Annotated in this window: 7 protein-coding genes; 1 reads left to right on the top strand and 6 read right to left on the bottom strand. The window is 42.4% G+C overall.

The genetic code is table 11. The annotated features are described in order from the left end of the window. Positions 1-204: 204 nt before the first annotated feature. From AK824_RS07605 to AK824_RS07580, 6 genes are all read right to left on the bottom strand, one after another. A complete protein-coding gene (locus AK824_RS07605) occupies positions 205-1,998 on the bottom strand; it encodes an acyl-CoA dehydrogenase C-terminal domain-containing protein (protein ID WP_057760378.1) in 1,794 nt (597 codons plus the stop codon). A gap of 611 nt (positions 1,999-2,609) precedes the next feature. Next, positions 2,610-4,322 (bottom strand): putative bifunctional diguanylate cyclase/phosphodiesterase, encoded by a 1,713-nt coding sequence (locus AK824_RS07600; protein WP_057760376.1) that lies wholly within the window; start codon positions 4,320-4,322, stop codon positions 2,610-2,612. A gap of 173 nt (positions 4,323-4,495) precedes the next feature. After that, positions 4,496-5,392, bottom strand: coding sequence for a 16S rRNA (uracil(1498)-N(3))-methyltransferase (locus AK824_RS07595; protein WP_057760374.1), 897 nt, complete (start codon positions 5,390-5,392; stop codon positions 4,496-4,498). A 300-nt stretch (positions 5,393-5,692) separates the two neighbouring features. Continuing rightward, complete coding sequence (gene metF, locus AK824_RS07590; RefSeq protein ID WP_057760372.1) at positions 5,693-6,541, bottom strand: methylenetetrahydrofolate reductase [NAD(P)H]; 849 nt, start codon at positions 6,539-6,541, stop codon at positions 5,693-5,695. Positions 6,542-6,554: 13 nt separating this feature from the next. Then, positions 6,555-7,979 carry an adenosylhomocysteinase gene (gene ahcY, locus AK824_RS07585; protein WP_057760370.1) on the bottom strand — a complete coding sequence of 475 codons (1,425 nt, stop codon included), beginning with the start codon at positions 7,977-7,979 and terminating at the stop codon, positions 6,555-6,557. A 351-nt stretch (positions 7,980-8,330) separates the two neighbouring features. Beyond that, entirely contained in the window at positions 8,331-10,247 is a 1,917-nt protein-coding gene (locus AK824_RS07580; RefSeq protein ID WP_057760368.1) for a TonB-dependent receptor plug domain-containing protein, read from the bottom strand. Positions 10,248-10,744: 497 nt separating this feature from the next. Between AK824_RS07580 and AK824_RS07575 the strand changes: the two genes are divergently transcribed. Then, positions 10,745-12,670, top strand: coding sequence for a mechanosensitive ion channel family protein (locus AK824_RS07575; RefSeq protein ID WP_413772217.1), 1,926 nt, complete (start codon positions 10,745-10,747; stop codon positions 12,668-12,670). Positions 12,671-12,688: the final 18 nt, after the last annotated feature.

The following is a 12,688-nucleotide window of genomic DNA, read 5'->3' as shown; positions in this document are numbered from 1 at the left end:
CAAAAGTTAGCAATGGCTATTGAAGTGCTTATAGACAACTTGCCGACAACTAGGATGTGAGAAGGTAGGCGAGTCGGTACTTATAGACAGTTGCTATAGTCAAAACTATATTGATAGTCGTCATAAGTATCCGCAAAATAAAGCGGCAACACACCGAAGTATGTTGCCGCTCAGATTATACGATTGCGAAGTTTAGCGCTTTAATTAAAAGGCAAACTGATCAACGTCCATGCTCATATATGGCTCTACACCAGTGCCGATACGCTGTACGTGCGTAGTAGTACGTGGCAATAGCTTAGCAAAGTAGAACTGAGCTGTTTTAACCTTAGCGTCATAGAATGCTTTTTCGCCAGTACCGTTTGCGATAGCAGTCTGAGCAACCAGTGCCATACGCGCCCATAAGTAAGCTAGAGTCACATAACCACTGAAATACATATAGTCCACTGCAGCGCCGCCAACAGCGTCTGGCGTTTCAGTTGCTTGCATGCCGATGCGTGCAGTCAAATCACCCCATTCTTTAAGGTGCTTGGCAAGTGGACGGATGAACTGACCCATCTCGTCATTTTCTTTGTTTTCTTCACAGAATTCTTGGATAACGTTTACAAAGTTCGCAAGTAGCTTACCTTGTGAACCTAGGACTTTACGGCCTAACAAGTCAAGTGCTTGAATCTCTGTGGTACCTTCGTATAAGCAAGAAATGCGCGTATCACGTACGTTCTGCTCCATACCCCATTCGCTAACGAAACCATGACCACCATAAACCTGAATACCATGGTTAGCAGCTTCTAGACCTGTTTCAGTCAAGAACGCTTTAGCAATTGGCGTCAGTAGTGACAACATTTGATCAGCAAACTTCAACTCTTCGCCTTCGCCTTTTGCAACGGTATCTGCAAAGTGTGAGAGATAATAAACTAGCGCACGACCACCTTCAGCAAAGGCTTTTTCAGTCAATAGCATGTTACGGACAGCTGGATGTACGATGATAGGGTCAGCCGCTTTCTCTGGTGCTTTCGTACCTGATAACGAGCGCATCGCTAAGCGGTCTTTTGCATAAGTCAATGAACCTTGGAATGCATACTCTGCTGCAGTCAAACCTTGCACAGCAGTACCGATACGTGCCACATTCATGAAGGTGAACATACACTGTAGGCCGCGGTTTTCAGGTCCAATCAAGTAACCCGTTGCGCCATCGAAGTTCATGACACAAGTTGCAGAGGCTTTGATACCCATTTTGTGTTCGATAGAGCCACAAACGACATTGTTGCTTTCGCCAACGCTACCATCTGCGTTTACCGTCATTTTAGGAACGATAAACAGGGAGATACCTTTGGTGCCAGCAGGTGCGCCTGGTAGACGAGCCAATACAATATGGATAATGTTACCGGTTAAGTCATGCTCACCAGCAGAGATAAAAATCTTTTGCCCCGTGATGCTATAGCTACCATCTTCTTTAGGCTCAGCTTTGGTGCGGATAATACCCAAGTCAGAACCCGCATGAGCTTCAGTAAGACACATGGTGCCTGACCATTCGCCAGTCACCATTTTTTCTAAATAGGTTTGTTTTTGCTCGTCAGTACCATGATGCTCGATGGTTTGGATAGCACCATGTGAGAGGCCAGGGTACATAGAGAATGACCAGTTAGCCGTACCAACCATTTCATTGATGACAGTAGACAATGAGAACGGCATGTTTTGACCGCCGAAATCTTCTTCAGCAGATAAAGCAGGGAAGCCAAGCTCACAATACGCGTCATAAGCTTCTTTAAAGCCTTTTGGCGTGGTGACTTTACCATTGTCAAACTTACAGCCTTCAGCATCACCGCTTTGGTTTAATGGTGACAGTTCGTTTTCAGCAAAGCTTGCAGCCATTTCAAACAGGCTGTCCATTAGCTCACGGTCAGCTTCTTGGAACGCAGGCAAAGTTTTGTAGTGGCTTTCACTATCGAGTAGTTCATGCATAACGAATTGGATATCACGTAAGGGCGCTTTGTATTGCATAACTTCCTGTCCTTTTTGGAATGTAACCGATCATAGCCAATAATGAGCATATGGTCGCACTATCCTCTAGTGCATTATTCTTACCTAGCCAATCTGAAAATCTAAATAAATGATAAACAGTAAAGCAGGTCAACCATGCTATCAGTTACATAAAATAGTGTTGAAAAGAGTGGTGATTGCCAGAGTCAATGAGAGATTAAATGTGCTCTAACAAATTCACTATAAAAGATAGGCTTTCATAGGTGATTATACAAGTTTGGTGACAGGACTGATAAGTCATGAACCTATCTTGCATCGGTTATGCAATCGACGTTAGGCGCTAGGAAACAGCAGCATTAAGCATATGAAAACTCTAATGTTACCAAGACAGATAGTCCTTTATATGATTAACATTAACGTGACAAAACGACAGCCAAAAAAATAGCGTTCGCCATAAAGACAAACGCATCGGTATAAATTACAACACTATTTGGTAGAACCGAGCATGTAAGTTATTTCACAGATATACACGCGATAAACCGTGATAAACATCAAACATGATCGTATGCTAGGAGTCTGAACATAGTAGCTTATGGTTAATAAGTTATAACTTATAACGAATAGCTTAGCGTTTACTCAGAAGCATTTTGTTTAAGCAGCATCGCAGTGGCAACATCAGCAGCCACGGGTTTGCTAAACCAATAGCCCTGACCAATTTTGCAACCCATATCCAACAACACATCGCGCTGCTGCTCAGTTTCGATACCTTCAGCAACGACCTGCATATCTAAAGCGAGTGCTAAGTCTAAAATGGCTTTTACAATCGCGTGCTGGGTACGATCGGTTTCAATATTAGAGATAAAGCTCTTATCAATCTTGATAAAATCAAATGGGTATTCTTGCAAGTAGCTCAATGACGCATAACCAGTACCGAAATCATCGAGCGCTAGACGTACGCCAAGCTCTCTAAGCGAGTTAAGCTGTTTTTTTACATTATCATGACGCTGAATCAAAGACGACTCGGTCACTTCGATATGCAATTGATGGGCAGCAATGTCATTTTCTGTCAGTAGTGTGCTCACCATATCAAAGAAGTCAGGGTGGCTAAACTCAGCAGCATCAGCGTTGATACAGACGTGTTGATGAAACCCTTGCTGTTGCCAAACAGAGAGTTGTTTGACGATTTTAATGGCCAGTTGCGAAAACAAATCAAAGGAGAGCTTGTGCGCGATAATGGCATTGATGAAATGAACGGGCTTGAGTAATCCGCGAGTAGGGTGTTGCCAACGTACCAATGCTTCAAAACCTGTGATAGCCCCAGTCTCTAATGAGAACTTTGGCTGATAATAAGGAACGAATTGACCTTCAAGGGTAGCAGTCCTAAGCTCAGACTCTAACTCTAAGCTACCAGCGGTGGCGCTTTCAATGGCCTCATCGTACCAGCGGATATCATCGCCACCGTGCTGCTTGACATAGTCCAGCGCTTTTTCTGCCTTTGTCAATAAACCCGTTACTTCATTATCATCTTTTGGAAAACAGCTGACACCCACAGAAATATGGTAATAGATATTTGCATCTGTCGCATGGCTCTTGTCAGTAGAGAAGGGGCGTTCACACATTTGCATAAGTGTATCTAATTGATGACGTACCATATTGGCATCTTTAACTTCAAACAGTAGCGCAAAATCATCACCACCAAAGTGAGAAAAAGAGCGTAAATTATGCAGTTTGAGCTTTTCGACTCCTTCTACAAAGTTTTTTATTAAGTCATTGGCACCATCAGGCCCTAGTAGGCTGGCAAGATTGCGATAGCGGTCAATGTTTAAGCGTACAAGGACAACCTCTTGGTAACTATCTAATAGCATGTCACTTGTTTGACTCAAAAACACCTTGCGGTTAGGAAGACCTGTGAGCTGATCATAGTTGAGTAAATGCGCGACCTGTTTTTGGTCTTTGATAACGGATGACATGTCACGTAACATACCTACATGGTAGGCTGTCTGTTCGACATAAATCTTGCGATAAGTGACATGACAATCGATAGGTTCGCCATAACGATTGATCATCGAAAAATCAAGTTCGTAAAATCCATGACGGTCTAGGTTTTTACTGATGTCTTTTAAGATCAGCTGCTCTGCTTCTGATAAAAACTCGGCAGCATAAATACCAAGTGGCCGACCAACCAAGAACTCTTCTTTGTAGCCAATCATAAGCTCATAACTAGCATTGACCGCTAAATAACGTAAATTATCATCTAATACAAATATGGCGTCTTCAAGCTGTTCACATAGCGTACTCATCAACTGCTGCTTGATTGATACTGGAATAGTGTCAAAATTGCTCATAATAGTGGCTCACAAAAGATAAGGGCTTATAAAAATAAGAACTGTATTATCAATTTATTAACATTGAGTTGGCATCGCACTTTACTGTGTACGATACAGAACAGACGTTATTTTTGACTATAAGCATAAAAGATAAAAACTACGATAGTCATACTAATACTTATCAATTTTTACTAGGTGCTTAAGGCATGTAAAGTAGCTAATGCTACTACTGGTGCAGTTTCGGTACGCAAGACTCTTGTACCGATTTGCCAAGGCTCAAATCCAACAATCTCCGCCTGCTGACATTCATCTTGACTCAGACCACCCTCAGGCCCGATCAACAGTTTGATATAAGGGGTCTGTTGTTTGAGAATATCAGATAGAGCGTCAGGCATGGCAGGTTGTCCTGCTGCTGGTACGCTCATTTGCATACATAGATCTGCAGCGTTTGCTAATACGTGGTAGTAAGGATCACGGCTAAGCACAGAAACGATAGAACTGACGGCCATTTGCGCCTTCGTAACGTCAGTAACCATAGCCTCAGTAGTCTTAGCGTCAGAATTGGTATTGCTTAGCCATTCGTTGATAGATTGTGGCGCAAGAATAAGAGGTGGACGATTAAGGCCGCATTGTTCACAAGCTGCGATCGCTATTTGTTGCCAGTGCGCCAGTTTCTTTTCAACTTGAGCAGGTTTCAATGTGACTTCGCCATGATGGCTGCTGAGCAACTGAATAGCAGTTACCCCAAGCTCAGTTGCTTTTTGAATAGCATAGTCCATACGCTCACCGCGGCTCATTACCAAACCAATCTGAGTAATAGTAGGCGGCGTACGATCGTCGTCTATATGTGTAAGCAAAGTAGCAGTGGCATTTTTTTTACTGATTGCCTGTAGCTCTACTGTATATTCGCCGCCAAATCCATCGAACAAAATCCCTTGATCACCAATACTTGCTCGTAGTACACGGCACCAGTGATGGACAACACTATCTGGCAATTCGACATTGTTACCTAGTGGCAACTCACCCAATTTAGGTAGTGGTGAGGCATCAGCATTGTCGTTGTTAACGGCATAAAAAAAACGTCGCACGTGGTCTTATTCCTATTATTTGATTGAGTATAATTATTATTAGATCTATAGAATATCACTTGAGACAATTAATGACATTTGTTTTATGAGAATTTTTCTTAATAAGGATAATTATTTTTAGAGCAGCATTATTACACAGTGAAGAAAATTTTAAAAATCAAATAAGATAAAGTGTATGAATGAAACGGTAAAGAGTTATTGGTCAAAATTTTGACAATAAAAAACTGGCGCTCCTAGAAGCGCCAGTTTTGAATAATGTATTCAGGAATGATTAAGGGATATTTTAGAATGCTTACAAATTTAAGCAGTCAATCCCAATGCTTCTACCAAGCGTTTGTTTGGCTCAACTTTGTTCATGCTATAAAAATGCATGGCAGGTACGCCCTCGGCAATCAAGCGTTCACACAAGCGATAAACCACATCAAAGCCAAACTCACGAATAGCCTTACGGTCATCACCAAAATCCGTTAACTGCTTACGTACATAGCGCGGAATATCGGCGCCACAGCTATCAGCAAAACGCAAGAGATTGCTTGAATTGGTAATTGGCATGATACCAGCGACCAAAGGCTGAGCTACTGTATCAATACCGCGTTTCTCTAACTTATCACGCAAGTACAGATAGCTGTCAGCGTTGTAGAAAAACTGTGTAATCGACGCATTGGCACCAGCTTGGTATTTATTTACCAAGTTATCAATATCAAACTCAAAGCTACGCGCTTGTGGGTGCATTTCAGGGTATGAGGCCACTTCGATATGGAAGTGATCACCTGAATGCTCACGAATGTACTTTACCAAATCTACCGCAAATGGTAGTTCACCCATGCCCACCTGACCTGATGGCAAGTCGCCGCGTAGCGCTACTAAACGTCTAATACCTAAAGTCTTATAATACTCAAGCAGTTCAGCGATTTCACTTTTGTCATCGCCAATACAAGACATATGCGGCGCGATTTCAGTGGTACCACGCGTACTTAATGCCTGTACGATATCTAAGGTGCGGCTACGGGTTGAACCGCCTGCACCGTAAGTTACCGAAAAATAAGCTGGTGACAACTTATTAAGCTCATCATAAGTGCTGAGAAGCTTTTCGTGACCTTGCTCGGTCTTTGCAGGAAAGAACTCAAAGGAGAAAGCAGGCTTACTCACAGTCAGGCTCCTTTTAGTATTTATAAGCGTCAGGCTTGAATGGACCTTCAACTGGCACACCCAAATACTCAGCTTGCTTTTGGGTCAGCTTAGTTAGGGTACCGTTAAAGCCTGCAACCATCGCAGCGGCCACTTCTTCGTCTAACTTCTTAGGCAACACTTTTACGTATAGATTGTCAGTACGTTGGTCAGCTGGCAAGTCAGCGAATTTTTCTTCGAACAGATACATTTGAGCCAATACTTGGTTGGCAAATGAGCCGTCCATAACGCGTGACGGGTGACCAGTTGCGTTACCTAGGTTTACTAGGCGACCTTCAGCAAGCAAGATTAGATAATCGTTCTCATCGTCTGAGCGGAAGATTTGATGAACTTGTGGCTTGATTTCAACCCAGCGCCAGTTGTCACGCATGAATTGTGTGTCGATTTCGGTGTCAAAGTGACCGATGTTACATACCACAGCACCAGGCTTAAGGGCTGCTAGCATATGTCTATCACAAACATGGTAGTTACCAGTAGTTGTGACAATCATGTCAGTGTCTTCAAGCAGACGCTTGTTGATGCTGGCTGCGCCGCCCGTGTTGTCACCGTCGATGTATGGTGATAATACTTCAAAACCGTCCATACATGCCTGCATAGCACAGATAGGGTCAACTTCTGAAACACGTACGATCATGCCTTCTTGACGTAAGCTTTGTGTAGAGCCTTTACCTACATCGCCATAACCGATAACCAAAGCACGGCGACCAGCAAGGAACATATCGGTCGCGCGTTTGATAGCATCGTTTAAGCTATGACGGCAGCCGTATTTATTATCATTTTTAGACTTGGTAACTGCATCGTTGACGTTGATAGCTGGTACTTTAAGCGTACCTTTACCAAGCATCTCAACCAAGCGATGAACGCCAGTGGTGGTTTCTTCTGAGATACCATGGATGTTATCAAGAAGCTCTGCATAATCGTTGTGAATCAAAGCAGTTAAGTCACCGCCATCATCCAAGATTAAGTTAGCATCCCAAAGTTGGCCTGATGCTTCGCCGCCAACATGTACTTGCTGACGTAGGCACCATTCATACTCTTGTTCTGTTTCGCCTTTCCAAGCATAAACAGAGATACCAGCAGCAGCAATCGCAGCAGCAGCATGGTCTTGAGTTGAGAAGATGTTACATGATGTCCAGCGTACTTCAGCACCTAGCGCGACTAGTGTCTCGATAAGTACGGCAGTCTGAATAGTCATGTGGATACAGCCGGCAATTTTCGCGCCTTTAAGCGGCTGGTCGGCTTCGTAGCGACGACGCAAGCCCATTAGGGCAGGCATTTCGGCTTCAGCAAGGGTGATTTCACGGCGGCCGTAATCAGCAAGGCTAATGTCAGCGACTTTGTAGTCAGTGAAAGAGGGATCGATCGTATGGGCAGATGGTGTAGTAGACACTGCGTCCATAATATGCTCCTATCAGTGGTTAACGAATGATAAAAAGAATAAAAACGCAGGTGCCGTTGTTTGCGCTGTGAGCGACCAAAAATATGGTCTCTCGACAGTTAACCGAGCCTAACATAACCTGTGATTGCATAACTATAGAATGTTAATGCAGTGAATCACTGTTATGGCGCAACACCTCTCGGAGGTCGTTATTGTAATAGATGAGTGGTTAATTGTCACCTATTGACTGAGATAAATGATAAGCAGTCATGGCATAAGTACCTGTATATTTTTCATAGGTATAAAAAAAGGCCACCTGTAGATGACCTTTTATATTTAAATAAGCGCTAGGTTTTTAATTGCTGAATGAGCTTAGTACCAGTTGTAAGTTAGAGAGGTAAAGTAGTTAATACCATCAGTATCATAACCAGGTAGCGTGATGTATTTTTCATTGGTGATGTTATCCAAACGAGCAGTCATAGTGATATTGTCAGTTAACTGGTAGTTACCGCTAATATTGAACAAACCATAATGATCGACAAACTGCGACTCGGCATTAGTAACATTACTATAGTAATCGCCTACGTATTCATACTCAGCACGAATATCAAAGCTTGATAGGCGATAGCCTGCATAAATCAGACCTTTGTGTTCAGGGCGAATGGCAAGGAAATTACCATCATTACTACCACCACTGCTATCTTTTGCGTGCTGATAGTCATAACTTGCACCAAATAAGTAGTTATCGATTATCCAATCTGATGTTAGCGTGATCCCATTGATTTCAGCTTCATTGACGTTTTCGCTAGCACCTGCATATGGGTTGCTAGGAGTGGGGTTTGATACATAGCTGATTAGGTCGTCAACTTTATTATGGTAGCCAGTCAAGCGTGTAGATTGAATAGTTGTGTCATATTCAATAAAGGCTTCATAGTTATCGCTGGTTTCTGGTGTTAGTTCAGCATTGCCACCGAAAGGTGAGTATAGGTCATTGAAGCTAGGTGCTCGGAAACCTTTAGCATAACTGGCACCAATACGTAGGTTAGGATTGATGTGTAGCGCACCACCTAGGTTGTAGGTAGTCTCATCACCATACTGTGAGTTATCATCATAACGTAGGTTTGCTTGTGCATCGAACTTATCGTTGGCTAGCACATAACCCAAAAAGGCACTGGTGACATCGCGATCATCAACATCATAGTCAGTGGTATCGATACTTTGGTTTAAGTACTCTGCTCCGTAGATACCTGTACCGATAGGTAGTGAGTGCTGACCTACTAAGCTTACTTGATCTTGTTCGGTGTCATAGTTGCTGGCATAGGTTTCTGTATCTATATTATCAATAGAATGACCATACTGCAGCTTCACTGAAGCACCTGGTTGATAGCGCCAATCGACAAAGGCTTGAGCTGCGCCCGTCTCTTGATCAGAATAGACATTCTGCGCCGCACCATTATCAAAATAAGTCGTTGATTCACTGTACAGTGCACTAGCACCTGCTGACCATTGATCATTAATACGCTGATTCAAAGCAATGCTCACATTATCACTTTCAAAACCGTCATCATCTTTGTTGTAAGGAGCATATTGGTTACTAGGATCGGGTAGCGTCGCATTGATACCGTCTGTTTCATTGTGGCTGGCTGATAGGCTAAGGGCTGTGCCAGTATCATTGGCAAACTGTGCACTTGCGCCATATAGGTACTGATCATTCGAACCGACACCTGCAGTTACAGAGTAGTTAGTCTTTTCAACATTGCTACCTTTGGTAAATACTTGAATGACGCCGCCCATTGCATCTGCACCATATATACTAGAGCCTGACGCACCGTATAATATTTCGATACGATCGATCTGGTCTGCTGGTAGTAAGTTTAGGGCACTAGTACCTGTACTTAATGAGCTATAGCGTATGCCATCAATCAGTACTAAGATTTGTTTGCCATCGTAGCCACGCATATAAAGGTTTGAAACCGTACCCATGCCGCCGTTTGTATAATGGCTGATACCAGGCTGGCGTTTTAGCACTTCTAATACGGTTTGACCTTGATAACGTTTGAGCTCTTTACTATTCACAACACGTGTTTGAGCAATCACATTACTGACTTTAGTAGGTGTGCGAGTCGCTGTTACTACGATTTCGTCAAGTTCAACTTGTGGCAAATTGTTATCGTTGATGGAAGTGTTTTCAGAAGTGGCTGCCATTGCGGTATTTACTGCAAGTAAGCCAAGCGCGCTCAAAATACTTAAACGAAGATAGGTACGTGAAGATGCACGTGATACAGACATAGTCGATTCCAAAGTAATCAAGTTAAAAATGCAGAAATGAGAGGTAACTATTATGACGTAAAAGGGGTCAAAAGTTACAAAAAACAGTATATAAGCAAAACTGCGCTCATTATCTACAAATTAACCTGCTTTATAAACTACTTTAACCTAATGTTTATTCAGGGTAGGCTGAATGTTATTCAGGTTAGCTTGCTAAATAGTCTATTAAAAATTACTTTACTTAGATATTCTGTGAAAACTTGTTGAATTTTATAAGATAAGCCTATCCTTAAAAATACCTACTATTAGAAATGCACATAGATTAAGAAACCAAATACCAATACAGTTAGCTACAAAATTGCGTAATCAAAAGCACTGCTGTTATAAATAATTGTTACTATAGTATGGACGCCACCTGTCATTTATCATGCCATTTTTAAACTAAGAGGTTTGTTTTGTCTATCAAGCATAATCTGACTCCCAGTCCTTCGCCTAATTTATTCTCTGCTATTACTAAGATGCCTTTTATAGTCGCAATGCTATTACTGACTATGCTGTTAAGTATCGCCTTGCCAAATAATGCTTATGCTGTGGAGGCTAGTGCGCTTGGAGTGGGTAATGACAGTAGTGGAGAGACAGTAAGTACGCCATTACCTGATTCATTTGGCCGAGATACACCGCGTCATACGGTACAAGGGTTTATCAGTGCGCTGGGTGAAAATGATTATTTACTGGCAAGTAATTATCTCAACTTATCTAAGTCCGATAACCCAACGACCGTTGTGCGTCAGTTCAAACAAGCACTGGATGCAGGAGGGCGTTTTCAGCCGGATCTACAGATTAGTAACTCACCTGAGGGTAATCTAACTGACCAACTGCCACCTAGCCAAGAAAACGTCGGTGTGATTAATATCGGCGAGCGAAGTGTTCCGTTACTACTTGAAAGGGTGGTCTCAAAACAGAATGAACAATATTGGCAATTCTCTAGCGATACGCTGACCTCAGTACCAGAAGTGATAGAAAATACTGAGCCGACTTTGGTCTCGCGTTATACGGTTGATTCTTTAGATGGCAAAAAGCTTTTCGGTTATCAACTAGCTGATTTGGTCGCCGCGCTCACCATGATTGTGACCAGCTTTGTACTTACTTATGTCGCGGTATGGTTACTGTACCACTTATTAAGGATTGTCTATCCGTATTTGCGTGGTACACCATTGCCGTTACCTGATAAGGTAATATTGCCACTTTCTGTGGTCATTATGGCATTGATACTATCCGAGGTGATGGTTTATGCAGGGGTTTCGGTGACCCTGCGTGAGCCGGTCAATCGCTTTACGGATATTGCTTCTTGGTTGGCGCTGACTTGGCTACTATTGCGAGTAATCGATGCGATATTTACCCGAGCGGTAAATCTAAGCTACAAGAAAAACTATACTGAGCGTGTCTCAATTTTGGGACTGCTGCGCAAGGTTGTCAAAGCGCTACTCCTGATATTTGCAGTGATTGTCATTTTTGGCAATTTGGGTTTTGATTTGACCACTGGTATTGCCGCATTGGGTGTGGGTGGTTTGGCGTTAGCTCTTGGTGCGCAAAAGACGATCGAAAACCTAGTTGGTAGTGTCGTAGTGGTGGCAGACTCACCTGTGCGTATCGGTGATTACTGTAAATTCGGTACTTACGAAGGCACAGTTATTGATATTGGTATTCGCTCATCGCGTGTACGGACCTTGTCGCGGACGATTGTTACGGTACCAAATGGTGATTTTTCATCGATGCAGATCGAAAACTTTACCTCTCGGGATATGTTTCGTTTCTTCCATTACTTATATATTAAGCGTACCGCTGATCTTGACGTAATATTTAAAATGGTTAATGACTTGGATGAATTTATAAAAGAGCATGATTTGACCAATCAAGAATGGAATCAGGTCAATATTTTGGAGCTGCGCCAAGATTGCTATGTTATTCAGTTGCAAGCTTATGTGAATGCTATTGGTATCATTGAGTTCTATGACAAACAAAACGCTTTGTTTGTCGATATATTAAAGAAAGTCGCGAAATATAAAGTAGAACATGCATTGCCGACTCAGCAGTTGATTGTTAATCAAACGGAGCTTGAACATCATGTGGGAAGTAGCACTGATGAATCAGCAGCAGGAAATGAATCAGATAACAGTAGTAACTCTGCTAATAATGAAGTGTCTGATAACAAGGAAGTAAACACAAGCGTATACAGGAAAGATTACAACGACGATGGCGTTAATATTCGTAAAGATAGCGACAAGGCTAAAAATGATGTCGCAAGTCACCACAAATTCTCTATGGCGACCGTTAGCAGAAGTGGTGCGCTTAAGGCACTAAAGCATAAAAGTCATATGCTAAGAAAAAGTAAGTTTAAGCACACTAAAAACAAATCTGGTTTTTCTATATGGAACCAGCCTTAAAAGAGACTCTTTGCTCAC

Origin of the sequence: Psychrobacter sp. P11G3, from assembly GCF_001435845.1 — a bacterium.
Lineage (GTDB): Bacteria > Pseudomonadota > Gammaproteobacteria > Pseudomonadales > Moraxellaceae > Psychrobacter.
The sequence above is the reverse complement of the archived record's forward strand: the minus strand, read 5'-3'. Positions and strand labels throughout refer to the sequence as shown.

Bases quoted from the DNA above. Each gene is read 5' to 3' on its own strand.
- ahcY (WP_057760370.1), bottom strand. From the start codon at position 7,979: ATGGACGCAGTGTCTACTACACCATCTGCCCATACGATCGATCCCTCT.
- AK824_RS07575 (WP_413772217.1), top strand. From the start codon at position 10,745: ATGCCTTTTATAGTCGCAATGCTATTACTGACTATGCTGTTAAGTATC.
- AK824_RS07580 (WP_057760368.1), bottom strand. From the start codon at position 10,247: ATGTCTGTATCACGTGCATCTTCACGTACCTATCTTCGTTTAAGTATT.
- AK824_RS07605 (WP_057760378.1), bottom strand. From the start codon at position 1,998: ATGCAATACAAAGCGCCCTTACGTGATATCCAATTCGTTATGCATGAA.
- AK824_RS07600 (WP_057760376.1), bottom strand. From the start codon at position 4,322: ATGAGCAATTTTGACACTATTCCAGTATCAATCAAGCAGCAGTTGATG.